Source organism: Escherichia sp. MOD1-EC7011 (genome assembly GCF_002965005.1).
Taxonomy (GTDB): Bacteria; Pseudomonadota; Gammaproteobacteria; order Enterobacterales; family Enterobacteriaceae; genus Escherichia; species Escherichia ruysiae.
On the sequence record NZ_PTRD01000043.1, the window covers coordinates 1 to 25,214 of the forward strand.

Consider the following 25,214-nt stretch of genomic DNA (forward strand, 5'->3'; position numbering starts at 1 on the left):
GTAATAACTAGGTGAAATAATTTTGAAACTGGCAACATACAAAAAAAATCTGATATGATGCGCCTATCTAGTCTACATAGTGAATCACAATTTTTGAATTGGTATGTATTTGGGGTGCAGATAAGATGCCCATTCTGCAAAACATAAGACGCATTTTACCAATCTAAATTATAGTGATGATTGTTATTTTTTTTATGTAGTAAATTCAGTATATGGAAACTATTTTCACATAGATCGTCGCATAACAACAGCCTTTCATATACATACTGCTATGTAAATTTCAATATTTAAATAAATGCGGACAATTTTCTTAGTCATACGAACAGTCTGGGGCTGTATGGACGAGGTTATGCGGAGGGGGTTGATACTACCTACGTAAGTGGGCGTTGTCTTAAACTAAGGTGCTGGTTGGTTTTCAAATTATTCCGACTGAGGCTATTACCCTCGATATGATAAACACTGTAACCTGCATTATACACCTGTAGGTAAAGAAGTTCTCCGTGGGATACATACTGCTTTCAGAGAATGAAATGAGTTCTTCACACAGGCAGTATCGTAGCGACAGCCTTTGATTTTACCCAGCAATAGTAGGCAGGAAGCTAAGTGAGTAAACTTTCACTCAGAGGTGACTCACATGACAAAAACAGTATCAACCAGCAAAAAGCCTCGTAAACAGCATTCACCTAAATTTTGCAGTGGAGCTCTGAAGCTTGCGGAACGCATCGGTGTTGCTGCCGCAGCCCGTGAACCCAGCTTGTATGAATCACAGCTCTACAACTGGCGCAGTAAACAGCAAAATCAGCGGGCTGCTTCTGAACGTGAGCTGGAGATGTCCACCGAGATTGCACCTCTCAAACACCAACTGGTAGAACGGGGTGGATAGCTGGCTATCCTCCAAAAGGCCGCGATATAGTTCGCGAATCGCCTGAAATGAAGTAAGTCTTTATTGAAAAATATCAGGCTGAGTTCAGCATCAACGAAATGTGCCACGCACTCCGGGTGGCTAGCAGCGGCTGGTATACGTTGTGTCAGCGGCGTACAAGGATAAGTTTACGTCAGCAGTTCAGTCTGCGTTTCGACAGCGTTATTCATGAGACTTTTACTAGGTCAAAATAACGTTATGGTGCTCCACACCTGACTGATAAACTGCATGCTCAGGATTACCACTTCAACGTAAAAACCGTGGCAGCAAGCCTGCGCCGTCAGGGGCTGATGGCACCTCCCGGAAGTTCAGCCCGGTCAGTTACCGCGCACACGGCCTGCCTGTGTCAGAAAATCTGATGGGGCTGGATTTTTTACTCCAGTGGTTCGAACCAGAAGTGGGCGAGAGATATAACTTAATTACGCACAGATGAAGGCTGGCTGTATATGGCAGAGGTAATTAATCTGTGGTCACGTACGGTTATTGGCTGGTCGATGTAGCCGCGCATAATGGCGCAACAGACCTGAGATGCCCTACAGATGGCGTTATGGCGGTGTAAAAAACCCCGGAACGTTATCGTTCACACGAGCCGTGGAGGTCTGTACTGTTTAGCAGATTATCAGGCGATGCTGAAGCGGCATAATCTGCGTGGCAGTATGAGCGCAAAAGGCTGATGCTACCGCCTGCGTGGAAAGTTTCTTTCATCCGCTGAAAGTGGAATATCTCCACGGTGAACACTTTATCTGTAGGGAAATATGCGGGAAATTGTGTTTAATTATATCGAGTGCGATTACATTCGCTGGTGATGGCACAGTTGGTGTGGCGGTCTCAGTCCGGAAAAATGTGAAAAACAGAACCTCGCTTAGGCTTGTGCCCATATTACGTGGGTAGGAGCATCTTCTGTGTCGCCGGCCATCATCTCATAAATGAAGTAAAAATATATTTTTTCTTCCATCCTATACGCTACGTATGGTTATATGTCATTAGTGGTTAAATCATATGATCTGCATTTTTTCTGCAGGGCAGATCTGCAAATAATTACCCAGAAATATAAAAGCATAAAGATAAATGCAAAAATAAGATATAAATAAGAATCGGTTGGTATATCGAGAATAGAGAGCATTAAGAAAAATACAACAAAATAGTATAATTAGAGTGAAAAAATACATTTTTATCCTAAAATGGATGGGTTTATGTAAAAATGTGGTGCAGGGTGACTTTGTTAAAGGCGTTGACAAAATAGATTCTTATTTTATTAAATAATAAACATGAGTTGGGATATACATCTCAATCTCATTTATCATCTATATGCATTCATAGATAGTCATTTAGCATTTTGTATTAGTTATTAGTAAGGGGGATTCTTTGATGAATAAAAATATCACCGCTCAGATTATTGCAGGGGTTCTTCTGCTCGGTGCGTCTGCAGCATCGATGGCTGCAACAAACACAGTTGGCTCTCATCAGCAAAGAGTGGCTCTTAGTGTAACATCGGGTACTTGTAATGTTACGTGGCCTACAGATGTAAGTTTTACCGTTAGTAGTGCGGATACAGGCGTGAGTCATGGTGCTGCAATAGGTAACACGCAAGAGGCTGGGAGTTTTGTATTGACAGGTTGTCCTGCCAGTACGGCTATGAAGTTCTCCGTGCGGGCAGCAAACACTGCACAAGGTAATCCCTACCAAGGCTTGTTTACAGCTGCCTCTGGAAACACGGTTAGTAATATCGCCTATATGTTATCTTCCCGTGAGAATTTCAGCGTGCAGTGGGATTTAAGTGGTAAAGAGGGTAACCTTGGTACAACTGATACGAATGGCGATCTAACTGTAGGTCCTGTATATGCTAAGGTAATTAAACGCGGAGGCGGTACTGTAGCTCCAGGTGAGTTAAGCTCTGTAGTTACCTATACAATTAGCTATGACTAATCATATACATTAATAATTTAAAGGCATATTCACCATATGCCTTTATTGAAACATTATGTCATCATTGCTGGTGTTAGTTCAGGAATAATACATGCATAAGAAAATGTTATTTCTTATTTCTTTTTTTTTCACATGTAGCGTACTTGCAGACTCAAAAGGAATAAGTCTTGATGTTACTAGGGTGATATTTGATTCAGAAGACGATAGCGTTTCTTTTACAGTGAGAAATACATCGTCAGATATGGTTTTGTTATTAAAATCGACAGTTAATGATTATTTTAATAGTGATGCAAAAGTTCCTTTTTTTATTACGCCGCCATTAAACAGAATAGACGTAAATAATAACGTTCAATTCAGGGTTAATAAGTTGGATTCAGCAATGGAACTGCCAAAAGATCGTGAAAGTTTGTTTGCAATTAATGTTCTTGCAATTCCACCGGAAAAAGATGGTTCATCGGTGCAAATAGGTCTAAACACCAGGATAAAATTAATTTATAGACCTCATAAAATAAATAATAAGTCGGTCATTGAAGATTTGCCTGAAAAACTTACTTTTACAAAGCATACAGACACGATAGAAATAAAAAACCCGACACCATATTTTATCACTATTGGTCAGATGAGTTTTAATGGCTTACCTGCAAAGGGGGCTGCAACAATGTTAAAACCTTTTTCTGAATCTGTTATTCATGAAAAAAATGTTAAGACATTGTCATTCTCAATAATTAATGATTATGGTGCCAATAGCAGCATCAGAAATGTAACATTTTAGTATATTTGTAGCAGAATCATAACAAATGAAACTAAAGCCAATTGCATTATTGACATTTTTGTTTATACACAATTCGCATTCGGAAGAATTAGCTGCGAACTATTCATTTAATCCTGCTTTTATCAGTATGGGTGATAAAAGCAATAATATCCCCGATCTAAAATATTTTTCTCGCGCTGATGGTTTCCTGCCAGGTGAATATTATATTGATGTAGTCTTAAATAGTGAGCGTCTTGGCAAAGAAAAGATTATATTTGAACCAATAAAAAGTGGTAAAGTCGTCCCACGGTTTTCTACCTCTATACTAAAGAAATGGGGGATTAATACAGAAAACCTGAGTTTATCAAATGATACTATTCTTTCAGAGGAGTTGAAAAATAAAATAGATGGATTTAATAGTATTTTTGATAAAAACAAGCAAGTATTATATATAAATATCCCACTAAAATGGATATATCATCCAGAATGGTCTGAATTACCACCGCAATCATGGGACGATGGTGAGACCGCGCTGCTTCTAAATTATCGCTATTCAGATGTAAGACAGAAATATAACTCTGATACAAAAGAGACTCAAACTCTTTCAATTAATACGGGATTGAATATTGGGGGATGGCGTGTCAGGAATAATGGTTATTGGAGTACGAATGAGCAAGGTTGGACTAATCTAAATACGTTTGTTCGTCATGATTATAGCTTTGGGCAGGGTGGGCAGTTGACAATAGGCCAGACCTCAACAGAAGATGGAATCCTGGAAAGTTTCCCGTATGAAGGTATTTCTATATCTTCTGATGACGGTATGATTGTACCCTGGATGAGTACTTATAGTCCTGTTGTACGAGGTATTGCATACACTCCTGCACAGGTAATCGTAAGGCAAAATAATGTAATTATCTGGCAAGGTGACGTGCCAGCTGGCCCTTTTGAGTTACAGGATGTTTTTCCATTATATGCTGGAGATATGGAAGTTGAGATCCATGAAAGTAACGGAGAAGTAAGGCGTTATACACAAGCTTCATCAACATTACCTGTGTTGCAACGTGAGGGGCGTTTTCGTTATTACGCTGCTATTGGACAATACCGAAATGTTGGTAATCCTAACGGAGATAGACCTAAATTTTTACAATACTCCGGAGCATGGGGTATAGGGTGGGACACTACGATCTACGGAGGTTTAATTGCTGCAGATATCTATAACTCTGTCGTAATTGGTCTGGGGAAATATATGCCATTATTGGGATCAATATCCTTAGATTTTAGTCATTCTAAATCTGATTCATTTGTCAGAAATTCCTCTGGAAAAGAACAGGGGCAACTGACTCGCTTAACTTATGCCAGAGGTTTTGAGTCTACAGGAACTTATTTAAGTTTTACCGGATATTGGTATGGTTCCTCAGGATATTATTCATTCAATGACTATCAGCAGAATAAAAACAGTGACGACTATCCCTATAGCTATCGTTCCAGATATAAAGTATCGTCTCAATTACAGCAAGATATTGGGGATGCCGGTCAGATCACTCTGGCAGCTGATTTAAATGATTATATCAACGAAGAGAATGGTCAGCAGTATAGACTTGCATATTCTCTTCCTATAATGGGTATATCAACGAGTTTATCATTAACCTATAATAAACAGCCACAATATAATGATTCTGATAAGGCTATATTTGCCTCCGTATCGGTGCCATTTAGTGTCTTTTCAAACTATAATACAGCATCTCTGACAACCAATGTTTACAAGGCAAAAAACACATCTGACATACAAACGGGTGTTAGCGGTTCGTTGTTGGATCAGAAATTGTACTATAGTGTTATGGAAGGGCTCCATAGTGGAGATGAAAACTCTAACTCTGGTAATGCTACCATAAGGTATAAAACAGCCAAGGGTGAAATTCAATCAACCTGGTCACATCAGAAACAAGGAAGACAATTACAGTTAAGTGCTAATGGCGGCGTTGTTTTACACTCTGATGGGTTAGTATTAACCCAAACTTTATCACTCGATGGTGCGAATGCTTTAATCGATACAAATGGTGTTGGTAATATAAAAGTAAAACGAGGGATTGGTTTGTATACTGACCAAAATGGCTATACCGTTGTTCCAAATCTGTCGCCATACCAGAAGAACTCAATTGCATTAGATGTAAATAAGGTTTCGGCTACAACAGAGATCATCAAATCGGATGCATATGTTACTCCATCAAGGGGGGCGTTGGTTCGTGCTAAGTTTAACGTAGTTTCAGGTCATAAGGCTCTAATTAACTTGGTTCGTCCGAATGGTGAATCTGTGCCCTTTGGCAGCCTGACATCATTAACGGGCGATCATTCTAACCAAAGCGTAACGGGTATTGTTTCTGATAATGGTCAGGTTTGGATGAGTGGATTACCCGATAGAGGAGAATTGATGGCACAATGGGGAGATGATGGTAAAAGTAATTGCAATGCACCTTTTTCTTTCAATAAAAATAAAGGAAAGGTATCGATGATAACTTTAGTTTGTAAATAAAATATTTTCTTCCTACCCCATTAATGTATGCTTAGGAGACACGGTGAAGTAGAATACTAAATATAATCTTCAGATATACTATAAATATGTGATCGTGACGCGAATCGCTACGGGGTTAACAGACTCCTCAGAGTTGAGACTTTGCTCTTACCCAGTAATAGTGGACACTGAGTGAGTAAGCACTCAATCAGGTGCGGCTTACATGACAAAAACAGTAGCAATCGGCAGGAATCCTCATAAGCATCATTCACCAGAATTTCGCAGCAAAGTTATAAAACTTGCTGGATACACAGGTGTTGTTGCCACTGAATTTCTTTTGGCGCATATTAATGTATTGAAAAAAGATCGATAACTACGAATTAATACTATATTTTATATTTAGGCGCCATATTTGAAATAAACGTCATCGTGGGATTGTTCTAAAAATAGCTATATCTGATATAGTTTTGTTTCATCATTTGTTTTTTCTTTTCGTTTAAAATTTCTGGGTTACACTGTGCTTTCTTGAAGCTATCAAGCATTCTGTTATTTTATATATCGCTGGATATAATATATGAGAAAAATAAATGCTATAACTGTTTTTCTTTCTGCAGCCATGTCGCATTTGGTTGGCATGACTGCTGCAGAAGCGTCTGTTGTTAATAACTTGCTTCCATACCAGGTGTATCGAGACTTTGCCGAAAATAAGGGTGGCTTTATTCCAGGAACGGAAGGTATTGAGTTGTTTAATAACTCAGGAACATTAGTAACTACGTTAAATAAAGCGCCAATGCCTGATTTTTCATCTGTGGATAGGCTATTGGGCGTTGCCACGCTTGTTGATCCACAGTATGTCGTCAGTGTGAAGCATAATGGTGGCTATAGTAGTGTACGGTTTGGTACGAGTAATTATAAATTAGTAGACAGAAATAACTACTCAGCGAGAGATTTCCATACACCGAGGTTAAATAAACTGGTAACAGATGTGGTTCCTGTAGAGGTCACTAGTGCAGGAACAGCCAAGGGAACATATAAAAATGTAAACAGATTTCCAGCCTTCTACAGGATAGGTACAGGGACACAAATATATAAAAATAAACAAAGATATTATACTCTGAACGGTGCTTATAGTTATCTTACTGGGGGGATTGTTCCTACGCCATCAATCTCAGACTGGTCATTTGTGACAAATGCTGGCAATGGTGCCCTTGCGTCTTATGGGACCCCCGGTGACAGTGGTTCACCGCTATTTGGATGGGATACAACTCTAAATAAATGGGTTCTTGTGGGAGTACTCAGTGCGTATGCAGGAACTACAGGGAGTACCAACTGGTATGTTGTTATACCAACAGCGCAAATCACCGCAAATATAAATGCTGATACTGATAAACCTGTTACCAGTGAGGCCGGGAGCGGGGATATTCTCTGGACTTTCGACAGTACTACAGGAATAGGTCAGTTAGTTCAGGGAAATAATTCCTGGGGCATGCATGGTCAGATAGGCTCAAATCTCAACTATGGGAAAAATCTGGCATTTTCTGGAGGTGGTACAATTGTTTTAGAAAATTCGGTGACTCAGGGGGCTGGGGCGCTGACTTTTAATGATGACTATGTGGTGAAACCGCTTGATGATCAGACCTGGATTGGGGGCGGTATCATTGTCAATGATGGACACGTTGTTGACTGGCAGGTCAACGGTGTGTCAGGAGATGCGCTGCATAAATTAGGCACGGGGACGTTGAAAATTGATGGCTCCGGGATTAATGGTGGAAGCCTGAATACTGGTGATGGCACAGTTATTCTGGCTCAGAGACCCGATGGCGAGGGGAAAGTTCAGGCTTTTAGTAGGGTATCTCTTGTTAGTGGTCGCCCTACTGTAATTCTTTCTGATGAAAATCAGGTTAACCCAGATAATATTTATTGGGGATATCGTGGAGGTACGCTTGATATTAATGGGAATGATCTGACTTTCCACAAATTAAATGCTTTTGATGACGGTGCAATTATTACAAGTAATGGCGGGTTGGCCAGACTGACACTTTCGTTAAATGAAAAAACAGCAACTATTTATCATGGGAATTTTAAGAATGATTTGTCTGTGACAAATAACGCCACCAATAATTCAGGTGATTTTATTGTTGATGGTGGTATAAATATAAATGATAATTTTGAACAAAATGGTGGAAAATTGTTTTTTCAGGGGCATCCTGTTCCTCATGCGGTGACTAGTCAGTCAGTAGCAAATACTCTCAAAAAACTAGGAGATGACTCAGTATTAACACAACCAGTGTCATTTACACAGGATGATTGGGAGACTCGACAATTCAGCATGAAGTCTCTTGTTCTGAAAGACACCTCGTTTTATCTTGGACGAAATGCGCAGCTCACTACTGATATTAGTGCAGATAACTCATCTGTCACCCTTGGCAGTGAAGATGTCTATATTGATCTGAATGACAGTAATGAAAAGAAAGTACAGGTTATTCCGCAACAAGGTCAATCAAAAGCGACAAAGGACTCAGATAAAAGTACATTTTATGGAAATGTATCTCTGACCAATAACTCTACTTTAAATATTAATGAATTTTTTACGGGTGGAATAAATAGTACGGATAGTACTATAAATGTATCTTCCCCTGGTGCAACTATCAGTGAGTACAGTACGTTGACCCGTTCGGCACTGACACTCACCGATAATGCACAGCTTACAAGCAAGGCTGGTTTACTATCGGATGACAATGTTGTGCTCGGTTCAGGGACTACCCTCTCTTTGTTGAATGAACAATCGACGACGCCAGCGTTTTATTCAGCGGCAGCCTGGGATTTGCAAGGTTCTGGATCAACGTTGAATGTTGGTTCCGGTACGATGATGAGTGGTGATATTACTGCCGGCTCAAATGCGACCATTAATATTGGTGTTAGTACGAACCAAGGTACTTCATCAGGCATCTACTATTCCGGTGATATCAACGCACCTGGGGCCAATGTTAGTATTGACCAGACATTGTGGAAGCTTAACTCGTCTTCTCAAATGCAAAATCTGGCACTATCTAACAGCCAGCTTGTGATGACCACCGATGGTAAAACCAGCAGCAATATTACGGTTCTCGATAAGTTAATCGCAGAGAACAATATTCTGTATGTAAAACCGACCAGACCGCTTAACGAAATGTCTGTCGGTGATATTCCGTTGATCACGGCAGAAAATGGAACCAACAATACTCAGGCGTTTAAAACTGTGCCTCAACAGATGGGTTTTCACTCAATGACTCCTGATGTTGAGGTGGTAAATACTGATGGTGCCACACAGTGGCGTCTGAAAGGATTCGATGTTCAGCGTAATAATGCTGCACTCAATGAAAGTCAACGTTTTATGGATATCCGTTACAGGAACTTCTTATCTGAGGTGAATAACCTTAACCGACGTATGGGTGATCTACGCGATACACAAGGAGAAGCCGGTGCCTGGGCACGGTTTATGACCACTTCTGGTTCAGGCGAGGGGGGATTCTCTGATCGCCATATGCATCTGCAAATTGGTGCCGACAAAAAACATCACTTTGATGGAGGTGATCTTTTTACAGGTATCATGATGACTGTTACTGACAGCAAAGCCAGTGGCGAAAGTTACCAGGGGAAAACCCGCTCTGTAGGCGGCGGTTTATACGCATCCACCCTGTTTGATTCAGGATTGTATATTGATGTGGTCGGAAAATATGTCCATCATCGTGACGATTACACAATGCAAACATTGGGACTTGGTAAGGCAGACGATACTGCCCACTCCTGGTATTTAGGGGCTGAAACCGGTTGGCGCTATCAGTGGAAACCTGATGTGTTTATTGAACCGCAGGTTGAGCTTGTCTACGGCACGTTGTCAGGTAATACCTTTGACTGGCAATACAACGGAATGGATATCAGCATGCAACGTAAAACGGCAAAACCCTTGATTGGTCGTACTGGAGTGGAGTTTGGAAAAACGCTGGATGGGCACGACTGGCAGGTTACAGCGAAGGCAGGTTTAAGTTATCAATTTGACCTGCGGAATTCTGGCACCACCACTTACCGTGATTTTGCTGGTGAGTCCACGATGTACAACGGTAAAGATGGTCGTATGTTAGCCAATATTGGGATTGATACACGCATTAAAGACAATACCCGTATCGGCCTGACCGTTGAGAAATCAGCATTTGGTAAGTACAACGTCGATAATGCTATCAATGCGAATATCCGCTATTCATTCTGATATTTAAAAAGATCGTTTCATCTACAAGACCCGATATGCGTACGTATCGGGTCATCTTGTGTTTGTCATCACACTCATATCAATAACATCTGCCTTTTTTTTAACCCTGGGTCATACTCATATTTTGTTAATACAAAGGACATGGCATGAAACTTATCGGTAGCTACACCAGCCCGTTTGTACGCAAACTTTCTATTCTGTTGTTAGAAAAGGGCATAACTTTCGAATTTATTAATGAACTGCCCTATAACGCGGACAACGGCGTGGCGCAATTTAACCCGTTAGGGAAAGTGCCGGTGCTGGTGACCGAAGAGGGCGAATGTTGGTTTGATTCGCCGATCATTGCCGAATATATTGAATTAATGAATGTCGCTCCGGCGATGTTGCCGCGCGATCCGCTGGAGTCGTTGCGAGTGCGTAAAATTGAGGCGCTGGCAGATGGCATTATGGATGCCGGGCTGGTATCGGTGCGCGAACAGGCGCGTCCGGCGGCGCAGCAGTCTGAAGATGAATTGTTACGCCAGCGGGAGAAAATCAACCGCAGTCTGGATGTGCTGGAAGGATATCTGGTCGATGGCACGCTTAAAACCGATACGGTCAATCTGGCGACGATCGCCATTGCCTGTGCCGTCGGATATCTCAATTTCCGCCGCGTTGCGCCGGGCTGGTGTGTTGACCGCCCACACTTAGTCAAACTGGTCGAAAACTTGTTTAGCCGCGAAAGTTTTGCCCGCACCGAACCACCAAAGGCTTGATGCGCGATATGTCCTCCTGACCCATCTCACGTTACAATCCGTGGTTATGTTAAACGCCCTTCTCCGTGTGAGAGGGCCTTGATCAGCCAGGTTTCCTATGACAACCGAAACGCGTTCCCTCTATAGTCAACTTCCGGCTATTGATCGCTTATTGCGCGATAGCTCCTTCCTTTCTTTGCGTGATACTTATGGTCACACCCGCGTGGTGGAATTGCTGCGTCAGATGCTTGACGAAGCGCGAGAAGTGATTCGTGACAGCCAGACGCTGCCCGCGTGGTGTGAGAACTGGGCGCAAGAAGTCGATGCCCGGTTGACGAAAGAAGCGCAGAGCGCGCTGCGTCCGGTGATCAACCTGACAGGAACCGTACTGCATACCAACCTTGGGCGAGCTTTACAGGCGGAAGCAGCGGTGGAAGCCGTTGCGCAGGCTATGCGTTCGCCGGTGACGCTGGAGTACGATCTGGACGACGCCGGACGCGGGCATCGCGATCGCGCGCTGGCGCAACTGCTGTGCCGCATTACGGGGGCGGAAGATGCCTGTATCGTCAATAACAATGCGGCGGCGGTGCTGCTGATGTTGGCAGCCACTGCAAGCGGTAAAGAGGTGGTGGTGTCTCGTGGCGAACTGGTGGAGATCGGCGGCGCGTTTCGTATCCCTGACGTCATGCGTCAGGCTGGCTGTACCCTGCACGAAGTGGGGACGACCAACCGCACGCACGTCAGTGATTATCGTCAGGCGGTGAATGAAAATACCGCACTGTTGATGAAAGTACATACCAGTAACTACAGCATTCAGGGGTTCACCAAAGCGATAGATGAAGCGGAACTGGTGGCGCTCGGCAAAGAGCTGGATGTTCCCGTAGTGACTGATTTAGGCAGTGGTTCGCTGGTCGATCTTAGCCAGTACGGTTTGCCGAAAGAGCCGATGCCGCAGGAGTTGATTGCGGCGGGCGTCAGCCTGGTGAGCTTCTCCGGCGACAAGTTGTTAGGCGGGCCGCAGGCAGGGATTATCGTTGGTAAAAAAGAGATGATCGCCCGCCTGCAAAGCCATCCACTGAAGCGTGCATTACGCGCGGATAAAATGACCCTCGCGGCGCTGGAAGCCACGCTGCGTCTTTATTTACACCCTGAGGCGCTGAGTGAAAAATTACCGACCCTGCGCCTGCTTACCCGCAGCGCAGAGGTCATTCAAATCCAGGCGCAACGTTTACAGGCTCCCCTTGCCGCACATTACGGTGCGGAGTTTGCGGTACAGGTTATGCCGTGTCTTTCGCAGATTGGCAGTGGTTCGCTGCCGGTTGATCGCCTGCCGAGCGCGGCATTAACGTTTACACCCCATGACGGACGTGGCAGCCACCTTGAGGCATTAGCCGCCCGCTGGCGTGAATTGCCGGTGCCGGTGATTGGTCGTATTTATGACGGACGATTGTGGCTGGATTTACGCTGCCTTGAAGATGAGCAACGGTTTATGGAGATGTTGTTGAAATGATTATTGCGACTGCCGGACACGTTGACCACGGCAAAACAACCTTATTGCAGGCGATTACTGGCGTAAATGCCGACCGTCTGCCGGAAGAAAAAAAGCGCGGAATGACCATCGATCTCGGCTATGCCTACTGGCCGCAGCCAGATGGGCGCGTGCCTGGTTTTATCGACGTTCCCGGTCATGAAAAGTTTCTTTCCAATATGCTGGCGGGCGTGGGTGGTATTGATCACGCGCTGCTGGTGGTGGCTTGCGATGACGGTGTGATGGCGCAGACCCGTGAGCATCTGGCGATTTTGCAGCTTACCGGTAACCCGATGCTGACAGTGGCGCTGACTAAAGCCGATCGCGTGGACGAAGCGCGTGTTGATGAGGTTGAACGTCAGGTAAAGGAGGTGCTGCGGGAATACGGTTTTGCTGAGGCAAAACTGTTTGTCACCGCAGCAACCGAAGGTCGGGGAATTGATGCCCTGCGCGAACATCTGCTTCAGTTGCCTGAACGTGAACACGCCAGCCAACATAGTTTCCGCCTCGCTATCGACCGCGCTTTTACCGTAAAAGGTGCCGGGCTGGTGGTCACCGGTACGGCGTTAAGCGGGGAAGTGAAGGTAGGCGATTCACTATGGCTGACTGGTGTAAATAAGCCGATGCGCGTGCGTGCTCTCCATGCGCAAAATCAACCAACAGAAACCGCCCATGCCGGGCAACGTATTGCGCTTAACATCGCCGGTGATGCGGAGAAAGAACAGATTAACCGTGGCGACTGGCTGCTTGCCGATGCGCCGCCGGAGCCGTTCACGCGGGTGATTGTCGAGCTACAAACTCATGTACCGTTGACCCAGTGGCAGCCGCTGCATATTCACCACGCCGCCAGCCACGTTACGGGGCGCGTTTCGCTGCTGGAAGATAACCTTGCCGAGCTGGTGTTCGACACGCCTCTGTGGCTGGCGGATAACGATCGCATAGTGCTGCGCGATATCTCGGCTCGCAACACGCTGGCGGGGGCGCGCGTGGTGATGCTCAACCCGCCACGTCGCGGTAAGCGTAAGCCGGAATATCTGCAATGGCTGGCGTCTCTTGCACGCACACAAAGCGATGCCGACGCACTGACGGTTCATCTGGAACGCGGAGCGGTGAATCTTGCCGATTTCGCCTGGGCGAGACAGCTCAACGGCGAAGGGATGCGCGAAGTGCTGCAACAGCCTGGCTATATTCAGGCTGGTTATAGCTTGTTGAATGCGCCGGTTGCCGCCCGCTGGCAGCGGAAAATCCTCGACACATTAGCGGCTTATCATGAGCAGCATCGCGACGAACCCGGTCCGGGGCGCGAGCGCCTGCGGCGTATGGCGTTGCCGATGGAAGATGAAGCTCTGGTACTGTTGTTGATTGAAAAGATGCGCGAAAGCGGCGATATCCACAGCCACCACGGCTGGCTGCATCTGCCGGATCATAAAGCCGGATTCAGCGAAGAGCAGCAGGCTATCTGGCAAAAAGCAGAGCCGCTGTTTGGTAACGAGCCGTGGTGGGTACGTGATCTGGCAAAAGAGACGGGAACCGACGAGCAGGCAATGCGGCTGACACTACGGCAGGCGGCGCAGCAGGGGATAATTACGGCGATCGTCAAAGATCGTTATTACCGTAATGATCGGATTGTTGAATTTGCCAATATGATCCGCGATCTCGATCAGGAATGTGGCTCAACCTGCGCGGCGGATTTCCGCGATCGCTTAGGTGTAGGCCGAAAGCTGGCAATTCAGATTCTGGAATATTTTGACCGCATTGGCTTTACGCGGCGTCGTGGAAATGATCATTTATTGCGCGATGCATTATTATTTCCCGAAAAATAAGGAAATGATTAATTCATAATAAATATGAATTAATACAAAATTCTTATTAATATTAAGGAAGCACGTTATTTGATGAATGTAACGTGCTTTTTATTAAAAATATTTTGATAAACGGTAATGTCGATCATATTTCCGAATGAAAATACTTTGTAATCTGCCAGCCCTTTTTACTCTTCCAGGAGTGTTTTATGGCAGCTTCAACCTTTTTTATTCCTTCAGTGAATGTCATCGGCGCTGATTCATTGAATGATGCAATGAATATGATGGCAGACTATGGCTTTACCCGTACATTAATTGTTACTGACAATATGTTAACGAAATTAGGTATGGCGGGCGATGTGCAAAAAGCACTGGAAGAACGCAATATTTTTAGCGTTATTTATGATGGCACCCAGCCTAACCCAACTACGGAAAACGTCGCCGCAGGCCTCAAACTGCTGAAAGAAAATAATTGCGATAGCGTGATTTCCTTAGGTGGTGGTTCTCCGCACGATTGTGCGAAAGGCATTGCGTTGGTGGCAGCCAACGGCGGTGATATTCGCGATTACGAAGGCGTTGACCGCTCTGCAAAACCGCAGTTGCCGATGATCGCCATCAACACCACGGCGGGTACTGCGTCTGAAATGACCCGTTTCTGCATTATCACTGACGAAGCGCGCCACATCAAAATGGCGATTGTGGATAAACACGTGACTCCGCTGCTTTCTGTCAATGACTCCTCTCTGATGATCGGTATGCCGAAGTCACTGACCGCCGCAACGGGTATGGATGCCTTAACACACGCTATCGAAGCGTATGTGTCTATTGCCGCCACGCCGATCACCGACGCTTGCGCACTGAAAGCCGTGACCATGATTGCCGAAAACCTGCCGTTAGCCGTACAAGATGGCAGCAATGCGAAAGCGCGTGAAGCGATGGCTTATGCCCAGTTCCTCGCCGGTATGGCGTTCAACAATGCGTCTTTGGGTTATGTTCATGCGATGGCGCACCAGTTAGGCGGTTTCTACAATCTGCCGCACGGTGTATGTAACGCCGTTCTGCTGCCGCACGTTCAGGTATTCAACAGCAAAGTAGCCGCCGCACGTCTGCGTGACTGCGCTGCTGCAATGGGTGTGAACGTGACAGGTAAAAACGACGCGGAAGGTGCAGAAGCCTGCATTAACGCTATCCGCGAACTGGCGAAGAAAGTCGATATTCCGGCAGGTCTGCGCGATCTGAACGTGAAAGAAGAAGATTTCGCGGTACTGGCGACCAATGCTCTGAAAGATGCCTGCGGATTTACTAACCCGATTCAGGCAACTCACGAAGAAATTGTGGCGATTTATCGCGCTGCGATGTAATCATCATTCCCACAACGGCTGGCAAATTGTCAGCCGATTTTTCAATTATCTCTGTAATCCTTGCCCGTAAATTCGTGATTGCCGTCGTAAAGCTGTTACCGGCTGGCGAAGATTTCGCCAGTCACGTCTACCCTTGTTATACCTCACACCGCAAGGAGACTACCATGACCAACAATCCCCCTTCAGCACAGATTAAGCCCGGCGAGTATGGTTTCCCCCTCAAGTTAAAAGCCCGCTATGACAACTTTATCGGCGGCGAATGGGTAGCACCCGCCGACGGCGAGTATTACCAGAACCTGACGCCGGTGACCGGGCAGCTACTGTGCGAAGTGGCGTCTTCGGGCAAACGCGACATCGATCTGGCGCTGGATGCCGCGCATAAAGTGAAAGACAAATGGGCGCATACCTCGGTGCAGGATCGCGCGGCGATTCTGTTTAAGATTGCGGATCGAATGGAACAAAACCTCGAACTGTTAGCGACGGCAGAAACCTGGGATAACGGCAAGCCCATCCGCGAAACCAGTGCTGCCGATGTGCCGCTGGCGATTGACCATTTCCGCTATTTCGCCTCGTGTATTCGGGCGCAGGAAGGTGGGATCAGTGAAGTCGATAGCGAAACTGTGGCTTATCACTTCCACGAACCGTTGGGCGTGGTAGGGCAGATTATCCCGTGGAACTTCCCGTTGCTGATGGCGAGCTGGAAAATGGCTCCCGCGCTGGCGGCGGGCAACTGCGTGGTGCTAAAACCCGCACGACTTACCCCGCTTTCAGTGTTGCTTTTGATGGAGATCGTCGGTGATTTACTGCCGCCAGGCGTGGTGAACGTGGTCAACGGTGCGGGCGGCGAAATCGGTGAATATCTGGCGACCTCAAAACGTATCGCCAAAGTGGCGTTTACCGGCTCAACGGAAGTCGGTCAGCAGATTATGCAGTACGCCACGCAGAACATTATTCCGGTGACGCTGGAGTTGGGCGGTAAGTCGCCAAATATCTTCTTTGCCGATGTGATGGATGAAGAAGATGCTTTCTTCGATAAGGCGCTGGAGGGGTTTGCACTGTTCGCCTTCAACCAGGGCGAAGTCTGTACCTGTCCGAGCCGTGCTTTAGTGCAGGAGTCTATCTACGAACGCTTTATGGAACGCGCCATCCGTCGTGTTGAAAGCATTCGTAGCGGTAACCCGCTCGACAGCGTGACGCAAATGGGCGCACAGGTTTCTCACGGGCAACTGGAAACCATCCTCAATTACATTGATATCGGTAAAAAAGAGGGGGCAGATGTGCTTACCGGCGGGCGGCGTAAGCTGCTGGAAGGGGAACTGAAAGACGGCTACTACCTCGAACCGACGATTCTGTTTGGTCAGAACAATATGCGTGTGTTCCAGGAAGAGATATTTGGCCCGGTGCTGGCGGTGACCACCTTCAAAACGATGGAAGAGGCGCTGGAGCTGGCGAATGACACGCAATATGGCCTGGGCGCTGGTGTCTGGAGTCGTAACGGTAATCTGGCCTATAAGATGGGGCGTGGCATTCAGGCAGGGCGCGTGTGGACCAACTGTTATCACGCTTACCCGGCACATGCGGCGTTTGGTGGCTACAAACAGTCGGGCATCGGACGCGAAACCCACAAGATGATGCTTGAGCATTACCAGCAAACCAAGTGCCTGCTGGTGAGCTACTCGGATAAACCGTTGGGGCTGTTCTGATATAAGAAGCTGGTCGCATCGGGCATTCATTGCCTGATGCGACGCTTACGCGTCTTATCATGCCTACATGGCTCATGCAATATATTGAATTTGCATGATTTTGTAGACCGGATAAGGTGTTCACGCCGCATCCGGCATAAGCAAAGCGCACGTTATCACTATCTGCGACGCTTGCGTGTCTTATCGGTTCAAATGTTTACGTCTCCTGGGGCTGAGCATTCACTGAACTAAATTAAGAGCACCTTTTCTACAAATTACTGCACACCGTGATTCTTCTTACGAATATTCATATTAGCCCCCTTTAAACTTATTTTCGTTGATTGTAATGAGAGTGATAAGCGGCGATATACCGTGAAGCTGTGACAATGTAAGGAAGAGAGAAAGGCACATTTTGCGGAGCAGGACACATATTGGTGGGTAAAATAAATGCCGCAAATAAAAAACCATTTTTTAATGATTTGATGAATGTTTAAATATCTAAAGTGTTTCTGTATAACGCTATTTATTTTTATTGTTTATGAATTAGCAGAAATCATATCTAATATTTTTTATGATATTTAGTTAAAAACGACACTATTGTTATATTCCTCACGTCCCAGGAAATCAGTAGATTTACTCGTCTTTTGTGGCGGGATACTATTCGCTGGCTTGCTGATGTTGCATTAAAATCGAAAGTGCACATCCTATTAAAACAATTTTTTATATTTTTCGATATACGCACGCCTTTTGGAAAGCGTAGGGCATCCTTTATTTCAGGGAACGTAAATAATGAAAAAATCGACGTTATCTTTAGCCATCGGTTTATTATTGGCATGTAGTACCGGTATGGCAAAAACACAGCATTTAACGCTGGAACAACGCATGGCATTGCTGGAGGAGCGGCTGGAAGCGGCGGAAATGCGGGCAACAAAAGCTGAAAGCCAGGTAAAACAGCTTCAGACACAACAGGCAGCCGAAATTCGCGAAATTAAAGCCGCGCAGGGTAATACGCCAGTAAATGGTCAGGCTGCTGCGGAATCTGCAAAGAAAAACGCGTCATCTCCTAATCTTTTGCTTTCAGGTTATGGCGATTTGAAAATCTACGGCGACGTAGAATTTAATATGGACGCGGAAAGCAATCATGGCCTGCTGGCAATGACCAACGCCGATATGAATAGCGATCCTACCAATGAACAGTGGAATCTCAATGGCCGTATTCTGTTAGGCTTTGACGGTATGCGAAAGCTGGATAACGGTTATTTTGCCGGATTCTCCGCACAGCCGCTGGGGGATATGCACGGTTCAGTGAATATCGATGACGCCGTATTCTTCTTTGGCAAAGAAAATGACTGGAGAGTCAAAGTAGGGCGCTTTGAAGCCTACGATATGTTCCCGCTAAATCAGGATACCTTTGTTGAGCATTCAGGTAATACTGCGAACGATCTTTATGACGATGGCAGCGGTTATATCTATATGATGAAAGAGGGGCGCGGGCGTTCTAACGCTGGCGGTAATTTCCTTGTCAGCAAACAACTCGATAACTGGTATTTTGAATTAAACACGTTACTGGAAGACGGAACATCTTTATATAACGATGGCAATTATCATGGCCGCGATATGGAGCAGCAGAAAAATGTCGCTTACCTGCGCCCGGTAATTGCCTGGTCGCCGACGGATGAATTAACTGTTTCCGCAGCGATGGAAGCGAACGTGGTGAATAATGCTTACGGTTATACCGATAGTAAGGGTAATTTTGTCGACCAGTCCGATCGTACCGGCTATGGCATGAGCATGACCTGGAACGGCCTGAAAACCGATCCGGAAAATGGTATCGTGGTTAATCTTAATACCGCCTATTTAGATGCCAATAATGAGAAAGATTTCACTGCCGGGATCAACGCGCTGTGGAAACGTTTCGAGCTGGGTTATATCTACGCGCACAATAAGATTGATGAATTTAGTGGCGTAGTTTGTGATAACGACTGCTGGATTGATGATGAAGGGACGTACACCATTCACACCATTCATGCGTCTTATCAGTTCGCTAACGTGATGGATATGGAGAACTTTAATATTTACCTTGGTACTTATTACTCCATTCTGGATAGCGACGGCGATAAGAAACACGGCGACAATACTGATGACCGTTACGGCGCACGCGTTCGCTTTAAATACTTCTTCTGATGAAGGCGCGGTGCTGGATATTTTCCGGCACCGCAACTCATTAAGGCAGATAAAAGACTTCTTGCAGCTTGCTGCTGACCGGGCTGTTATCCGGATTAGCGGGCATCACCTCGGTCATATGTTTCCACCATCGTTGGCAAACATCCGTATTGGCAACCGCATTCCAGCGTTCTTCAGATTCAATTTCTACCGTGGCAAAAAGTAAATTACGTGCTTCGTCGAGGTAGATGGCGTAATGGTGCGCGCCGTGTGACTTCAACACCGCTTCCAGTTCCGGCCAGATCGGGTTATGCCGACGCTGATACTCTTCGTGAGCGTCCGGGTTGACTTGCATAACAAACGCTTTGCGGATCATAACGCCTCCAGATAAAGCTCACGCACGTCGTCGCGGCTGGCGGTACGCGGATTACATGGTGCGCATGGGTCGGCCAGGGCTTTATCTAACCAGCCTTCGATATCCTCTTTGCTGATGCCAAGCTGACTAAATCCCGCAGGTATGCCCACGCGATGGCTCAAGACTCGAATGGCATTAATTGCTTCCAGACTTGCCGCTTCATCACTCATCCCGCGCGTATCGACACCCATCGCCTGGGCGATACGGGCAAAGCGTGCGATGGCATTCGGGCGGTTAAAGTTTTCGATTACTGGCAACAAGATGGCATTACACACCCCGTGTGGCAGGTTGTGGGTAGCTCCGGGCTGATGCGCCAGTGCGTGAACCAGCCCCAGTCCCGCGCTGTTAAAAGCCATTCCCGCCAGATATTGCCCGAATGCCATTTGTTCACGGGCTTCCAGATTATGACCATCTTCTACCGCTTTCGGCAGCCACAGAGAAATCAGGCGGATAGCTTCCAGCGCGTTGGCGTCGGTTAATGGATGTGCACCAACAGAAACATAGGCTTCAACTGCGTGAGTCAGTGCATCCATACCGGTGGCAGCGGTAACGGAGGCAGGGATCTCCAGCATTACACTGGCATCATCCACCGCAATATCTGGAATAATATTCGGATCGATGATGACTTCTTTCACTTGCCGCGCAGTGTCGATGATCACCGCATTGCTGGTCATCTCAGCGGCGGTTCCGGCAGTCGTATTGATCGCCACCAGCGGTACGCCGGGGTTTGTCACTTTACCAACACCAGAGTACGCCGTAGAAGGTGCGGGATTAGTGGTAAGGATTTTTACGGCTTTTGCGGTATCAATCGGGCTACCGCCACCGAAAGCAATAATGTAGTCACATGCGGCGTCCTGAAATGCAGCGTAGCCTTTTTGCACCAGTTCTTCGGTGGGGTTTGGAAAGACCTCATCGAATAGGTGGTAAGACATTTGGTGTTGATCCAGCGCGGTGAACAGACTGTCCAGCAATCCCAATTTAACCAGTTGCCCATCGGTAACGATCAGTGCTTTTCCCCATTGCTTATTCGCAACCAGGTTTACCATATCGCCAATTGCCCCAGCGCCATGCAGGCTGATTTTCGGTAATGCCAACATAAAACTCATGATTATTCTCCTTAAGATCAAATCCTTCTGTCCGGCGGCATAACCCGCGCCGCCAGATGCGAAACGGGGTGTTAAAGCGCCAGTGCGCTTGCCAGCGGGGTGACGCCGAAACGCTTGCCGAGGGCTATCAACTCTTCACGGCTGATAGTCTGTTTCATACCGCCCATCGAATACACTTTCACCAACACTTCCGCCGATTTTTCTGCGGTATCGATCAGGCCAAACGCTTCGTCCAGCGTCGGACCGCTGCCGAAGACGCCATGGAAAGGCCAGAGAACCAGTGAGTGTTTTTGCATTTCCTGCGCGGTGGCATGGCCAATTTCGTCCGTGCCGGGCACCATCCACGGCAAAATGCCAACGCCATTCGGGAATACCACCAGGCACTCGGTGCTGCCTTCCCACAGTTGGCGAGTGAAGACCGCCGTGTCGTTTTCCAGTACATAGGTGAGGGCAATCAGGTTGGTGGCATGGCAGTGCATGATCACCCGATCTTTACCGTTGGTGGCTTTAATGCGTTCGTAATGGGAGAGGAAGTGCGCCGGAAGTTCAGAGGTTGGGACGGCTTCGTTGGTTAGCCCCCAGATAATATGGTAGCCCGCGCCGTCGCTGTCGATTTTTACGACGCCTAAATTGGCGGCTGGATCGAGCTGGACGTTACGAAAGAATTTGCCGGAGCCGGTGACGATAAACGGTGTATTTGCCAGTAAAGGCATTGGCTGACTGAGCGGAATATATCGCGGTTGTGGGTGAAAATTGTCGTGATATGGCGCGATATCGGCGTCATCCAGGCGCAGCGTCAGGTTGCCGCCGTTGCGTTCGTCCCAGCCTTTCAGCCAGGCGTCGGTGGTGGCTTTGATCATTCCCTGGACAAACCAGGACTGGGTAATGTTTTGCATGTTCTGTGTTCCTGTAAATTCGGTTGCCTTGTTGATACATGGTGCGGCTTGTTCCCCTCACCCTAACCCTCTCCCCAAAGGGGCGAGGGGACTGTCCGGCGCAGTGTTTAGCTCCGTTGCCGGAGGGTGCTGCGGTTTTCTCCCTCGCCTTTTCAGGGAGAGGGGACGGTGCAGTGTTTAACTCCGTTGCCGGAGGGTGCTGTGGTTTTCTCCCTCGCCCTTTCAGGGAGAGGGGACGGTGCAGTGTTTAACTCCGTTGCCGGAGGGTGCTGCGGTTTTCTCCCTCGCCCTTTCAGGGAGAGGGTCGGGGTGAGGGTGACAGCCCGCACGGTCATTCGACCCGTAGGCCGGATAAGGCGCTCGCGCCGCATCCGGCGGTGTTTACCCGCGCTGACGCAAAATTGCGTTCTCATAAGCCCGCACGCTTTCCAGCCATTCGCTACCCGCTGGCGTATCGTGACGCTGGCAATACATTTCCCACACCGCCTGCCACGGCAACGATTTCTGTTCTTCCAGCAGCGCCAGTCGCGCGGTGTAATCGCCCGCTGCTTCCAGCTTGCGTAGTTCGGCTGTCGGTTCTAACAACGCACGCAGCAGGGCTTTTTTCATATTGCGCGTGCCAATAACCCACGCGGCAATGCGGTTGATGGAGGCATCAAAGAAGTCGAGACCAATGTGTACCCGGTCAAACAGATCGTGACGAACAATCTCACTGGCAATCGCCTGGGTTTCATCATCCAGCAGCACCACGTGATCGCTGTCCCAGCGAACCGGTCGGCTGACGTGCAGCAGCAACTGCGGCACATACAGCATGGCGGCGGAAATCTTGTCGGAAATAACTTCTGTCGGGTGGAAGTGCCCGGCGTCCAGGCACAGCGCCGTCTGGCGGCTGGTGGCATACCCCATGTAAAACTCATTGGAGCCAACCGTGTAGCTCTCCGCGCCAATACCAAACAATTTGCTCTCAACGGCGTCGATATGGTGCGCAGGGTTCAGCTTTTCGCTGATCACTTCATCCAGTGCTGCCAGCAAACGCTGGCGCGGGGCGAGACGGTCAACGGTGATATCTTTCATGCCATCCGGGATCCAGATGTTCATCACCGATGGTGTGCCAAGTTGCTCGCCAAAATAGGCCGAAACGCGACGGCTTGCTTTGCAGTGGTCAATCCAGAACTGGCGAATGCGGTCGTCGGGATGCGAGAGCGTAAAGCCATCGGCACTTAGCGGATGCGAAAAACAGGAGGGGTTAAAGTCCAGACCGAGGTGATTGGCTTTCGCCCATTCAACCCAGTTTTTGAAGTGCTCTGGTTTGATTTTATCGCGCGAGACTGGCGTGTCTGATTCCAGATAGATAGCATGTAAATTAAGCCGTTTCGGCCCCGGAATCAGCCGCATAGCCTGTTCCAGATCGGCTCGTAGCTCGCTGGCATTACGCGCTTTACCCGGATAATTACCTGTGGCCTGAATCCCACCAGTCAGCGAACCTTCCTGGTTTTCAAAACCAGAAACATCATCGCCCTGCCAGCAGTGCATTGAAACGGGTAAGCGATCAAGTTGGCGCAGCGCCTCCTCGACATCAATCCCTACCGCCGCGAAACGCTGTTTCGCCAGTTCCCAGGCCTGTTCCAGTTGAGTGGTCATGCGCAAAGCTCCTTTGTCTGTCGTGTAGAGTGAATCCGCGCCACATAGTGGGCAATTTCACTGTCAGGATTAGGGGTAAAGGTGGTCAGATTCGCGGTGGCGCTCACGACCTGACGGAAATCATCCACATTGTTGAGTTCATCCAGCGTCATTAACTGGATGCCGATATTGCCGAGCGTCGAGGCTTCAACTGGCCCGGCGATCACCCGAATACCGCAGGCATCGGCACACAACTGGTTGAGCAGTGTGTTCTGGCTGCCGCCGCCGACAATATGCAGTTGAGAGAAGTCTTCACCGCGTAGCTGCGCCAGTTCGTGCAGTACGTCGGCATACAGCAGCGCCAGACTGTCGAAAATACAGCGCGCCAGTTCAGCATCACTTTCTGGGATCGGTTGCGCCGTTTCCCGACACGCTGCCTGAATTTCGCTGCACATCTCGTCAGGATTAATAAAGCGATCGTCATTGGGATTGATGATGAAGCGACAGGCCGGGAGTGCCTGTGTCGCGGCGATAAGCGTTGGGAGATCGTTGATTTTCCGCTCCTGAAGCACCCGCTGAAGCAGCCATAAACCCATGATATTTTTCAGTACCCGATAGCGACCTTCCGCACCGCCTTCATTGGTGATGTTGGCTGCGAGCGCCGCATCATCGGTGAATGGCGTCTGGCTTTCGAAGCCCATCAATGACCAGGTGCCAGAAGAGAGATAAGCGGCGCGTGAACCGTTTAATGGCGAGGCGCAAATCCAGTGACCAATGACATTGCCCGGATGCGTCGGGCGACCAAACCAGGCTTTGTTGGCTCCGCTCCACGCCAGCAGGGACTCGTCCCAGTCGTCGCTATTGATATTGACCAGTTGCGTGGTTGTGGCGTTGGTGTACTCCCAGTTCATCTTGCCGGTCAGGCGATAACTGAAGTAATCCGGCATCAGCAGAGCGTGAGCGATTTGTGGAATAAGTTCAGGTTGTTGCGCCGTCAGCGCACGCAACTGATAGATCGTATTGAAGGGCAGAAACTGGATGCCGCTACGCTGATAAATATCGCGTTTGCCGAGTTGCTGCTGTGCCAATGTCATCAGCCCGTGAGTGCGGCTATCACGATAGGCAATCGGTAAACCGACGCGCTGACCGTGTTGATCCAGCAGCACATAGTCCACGCCCCAGGTATCAATACCGATGCTATCGATACGAATCCCTTCCTCGCACACCTTGTTTAACCCAAAGCGAATGGCGTTTTCCAGACTATCGACATCCCAGGTGGCATAACCGCTCTGGTAATACAGCCCATTGGTAAAACGATGGATTTCACGCAGCGTCAGGCTGCGACATTCACGGTGGTAACGCGCCAGCATTACGCGCCCACTGGATGCGCCGAGATCAACAGCGACGCAGTAGCGAAAGGTCATAATGAGATCCTTCTAGGTTTCATTACGCCCAGTCTAAGAAGCGCCCGACTTCGCTACCTTCTCGTTACTGACAGGAAAATACACCACTGGCAACCAGGGAAAGATGAACGTGATAGCGTTCACAATTTT

Annotated in this window: 16 protein-coding genes and 1 pseudogene; 12 read left to right on the forward strand and 5 right to left on the reverse strand. The window is 47.6% G+C overall.

The genetic code is table 11. The features are described from left to right. The first annotated feature begins 634 nt into the window (after window positions 1-634). The 12 genes and pseudogenes from A7098_RS19330 (at window position 635) to A7098_RS19380 (ending at window position 19,645) form a co-directional block, all read left to right on the forward strand. A pseudogene (locus A7098_RS19330) lies at window positions 635-1,728 on the forward strand (IS3 family transposase). Window positions 1,729-2,290: 562 nt separating this feature from the next. After that, complete coding sequence (locus A7098_RS19335; RefSeq protein WP_105281294.1) at window positions 2,291-2,848, forward strand: hypothetical protein; 558 nt, start codon at window positions 2,291-2,293, stop codon at window positions 2,846-2,848. 91 nt (window positions 2,849-2,939) lie between these two features. Further along, window positions 2,940-3,620: a molecular chaperone gene (locus A7098_RS19340; RefSeq protein ID WP_105281295.1), complete on the forward strand. Its 681-nt coding sequence runs from the start codon at window positions 2,940-2,942 to the stop codon at window positions 3,618-3,620. A gap of 25 nt (window positions 3,621-3,645) precedes the next feature. Then, entirely contained in the window at window positions 3,646-6,129 is a 2,484-nt protein-coding gene (locus A7098_RS19345) for a fimbria/pilus outer membrane usher protein (protein ID WP_105281296.1), read from the forward strand. Window positions 6,130-6,331: 202 nt separating this feature from the next. Next, on the forward strand, window positions 6,332-6,481 hold the full coding sequence (locus tag A7098_RS23870; protein WP_157943561.1) for a hypothetical protein: 150 nt from the start codon (window positions 6,332-6,334) through the stop codon (window positions 6,479-6,481). A 201-nt stretch (window positions 6,482-6,682) separates the two neighbouring features. After that, entirely contained in the window at window positions 6,683-10,354 is a 3,672-nt protein-coding gene (locus A7098_RS19350; protein ID WP_301005549.1) for a S6 family peptidase, read from the forward strand. Between the two features lie 146 nt (window positions 10,355-10,500). Next, complete coding sequence (locus A7098_RS19355; protein ID WP_000766696.1) at window positions 10,501-11,109, forward strand: glutathione S-transferase; 609 nt, start codon at window positions 10,501-10,503, stop codon at window positions 11,107-11,109. Window positions 11,110-11,206: 97 nt separating this feature from the next. Further along, a complete protein-coding gene (gene selA, locus A7098_RS19360; RefSeq protein WP_105281297.1) occupies window positions 11,207-12,598 on the forward strand; it encodes an L-seryl-tRNA(Sec) selenium transferase in 1,392 nt (463 codons plus the stop codon). Then, window positions 12,595-14,439: a selenocysteine-specific translation elongation factor gene (gene selB, locus A7098_RS19365; RefSeq protein ID WP_105281298.1), complete on the forward strand. Its 1,845-nt coding sequence runs from the start codon at window positions 12,595-12,597 to the stop codon at window positions 14,437-14,439. The genes selA and selB overlap by 4 nt, the downstream gene beginning before the upstream one ends. A 188-nt stretch (window positions 14,440-14,627) precedes the next feature. Next, complete coding sequence (gene yiaY / locus A7098_RS19370; RefSeq protein ID WP_000741505.1) at window positions 14,628-15,779, forward strand: L-threonine dehydrogenase; 1,152 nt, start codon at window positions 14,628-14,630, stop codon at window positions 15,777-15,779. Window positions 15,780-15,943: 164 nt separating this feature from the next. After that, a complete protein-coding gene (gene aldB, locus A7098_RS19375; protein WP_000183978.1) occupies window positions 15,944-17,482 on the forward strand; it encodes an aldehyde dehydrogenase AldB in 1,539 nt (512 codons plus the stop codon). Between the two features lie 768 nt (window positions 17,483-18,250). Further along, complete coding sequence (locus A7098_RS19380) at window positions 18,251-19,645, forward strand: carbohydrate porin (protein ID WP_105281299.1); 1,395 nt, start codon at window positions 18,251-18,253, stop codon at window positions 19,643-19,645. A gap of 40 nt (window positions 19,646-19,685) precedes the next feature. Here A7098_RS19380 and rhaM read toward each other — a convergent pair whose 3' ends face one another. The 5 genes from rhaM to A7098_RS19405 all read right to left on the reverse strand — a co-directional run bounded on the left by rhaM (window position 19,686) and on the right by A7098_RS19405 (window position 25,085). Further along, window positions 19,686-20,000 carry an L-rhamnose mutarotase gene (gene rhaM / locus A7098_RS19385; protein ID WP_105281300.1) on the reverse strand — a complete coding sequence of 105 codons (315 nt, stop codon included), beginning with the start codon at window positions 19,998-20,000 and terminating at the stop codon, window positions 19,686-19,688. Continuing rightward, window positions 19,997-21,145, reverse strand: a complete 1,149-nt coding sequence (gene fucO, locus A7098_RS19390) for a lactaldehyde reductase (RefSeq protein ID WP_105281301.1) — start codon at window positions 21,143-21,145, stop codon at window positions 19,997-19,999. Before fucO ends, rhaM begins: the two co-directional genes overlap by 4 nt. A 71-nt stretch (window positions 21,146-21,216) precedes the next feature. Next, on the reverse strand, window positions 21,217-22,041 hold the full coding sequence (gene rhaD, locus A7098_RS19395; protein ID WP_105281302.1) for a rhamnulose-1-phosphate aldolase: 825 nt from the start codon (window positions 22,039-22,041) through the stop codon (window positions 21,217-21,219). Between the two features lie 381 nt (window positions 22,042-22,422). Beyond that, the gene (gene rhaA, locus A7098_RS19400) at window positions 22,423-23,682 is read right to left on the reverse strand and encodes an L-rhamnose isomerase (protein ID WP_105281303.1); all 1,260 of its coding nucleotides are present in this window, start codon (window positions 23,680-23,682) and stop codon (window positions 22,423-22,425) included. Continuing rightward, on the reverse strand, window positions 23,679-25,085 hold the full coding sequence (locus A7098_RS19405; RefSeq protein ID WP_105281304.1) for a rhamnulokinase: 1,407 nt from the start codon (window positions 25,083-25,085) through the stop codon (window positions 23,679-23,681). Before A7098_RS19405 ends, rhaA begins: the two co-directional genes overlap by 4 nt. Window positions 25,086-25,214 lie beyond the last annotated feature (129 nt).

Bases quoted from the DNA above. Each gene is read 5' to 3' on its own strand.
- A7098_RS19335 (WP_105281294.1), top strand. From the start codon at position 2,291: ATGAATAAAAATATCACCGCTCAGATTATTGCAGGGGTTCTTCTGCTC.
- A7098_RS19340 (WP_105281295.1), top strand. From the start codon at position 2,940: ATGCATAAGAAAATGTTATTTCTTATTTCTTTTTTTTTCACATGTAGC.
- A7098_RS19345 (WP_105281296.1), top strand. From the start codon at position 3,646: ATGAAACTAAAGCCAATTGCATTATTGACATTTTTGTTTATACACAAT.
- A7098_RS23870 (WP_157943561.1), top strand. From the start codon at position 6,332: ATGACAAAAACAGTAGCAATCGGCAGGAATCCTCATAAGCATCATTCA.
- A7098_RS19350 (WP_301005549.1), top strand. From the start codon at position 6,683: ATGAGAAAAATAAATGCTATAACTGTTTTTCTTTCTGCAGCCATGTCG.
- A7098_RS19355 (WP_000766696.1), top strand. From the start codon at position 10,501: ATGAAACTTATCGGTAGCTACACCAGCCCGTTTGTACGCAAACTTTCT.
- selA (WP_105281297.1), top strand. From the start codon at position 11,207: ATGACAACCGAAACGCGTTCCCTCTATAGTCAACTTCCGGCTATTGAT.
- selB (WP_105281298.1), top strand. From the start codon at position 12,595: ATGATTATTGCGACTGCCGGACACGTTGACCACGGCAAAACAACCTTA.
- yiaY (WP_000741505.1), top strand. From the start codon at position 14,628: ATGGCAGCTTCAACCTTTTTTATTCCTTCAGTGAATGTCATCGGCGCT.
- aldB (WP_000183978.1), top strand. From the start codon at position 15,944: ATGACCAACAATCCCCCTTCAGCACAGATTAAGCCCGGCGAGTATGGT.
- A7098_RS19380 (WP_105281299.1), top strand. From the start codon at position 18,251: ATGAAAAAATCGACGTTATCTTTAGCCATCGGTTTATTATTGGCATGT.
- rhaM (WP_105281300.1), bottom strand. From the start codon at position 20,000: ATGATCCGCAAAGCGTTTGTTATGCAAGTCAACCCGGACGCTCACGAA.
- fucO (WP_105281301.1), bottom strand. From the start codon at position 21,145: ATGAGTTTTATGTTGGCATTACCGAAAATCAGCCTGCATGGCGCTGGG.
- rhaD (WP_105281302.1), bottom strand. From the start codon at position 22,041: ATGCAAAACATTACCCAGTCCTGGTTTGTCCAGGGAATGATCAAAGCC.
- rhaA (WP_105281303.1), bottom strand. From the start codon at position 23,682: ATGACCACTCAACTGGAACAGGCCTGGGAACTGGCGAAACAGCGTTTC.
- A7098_RS19405 (WP_105281304.1), bottom strand. From the start codon at position 25,085: ATGACCTTTCGCTACTGCGTCGCTGTTGATCTCGGCGCATCCAGTGGG.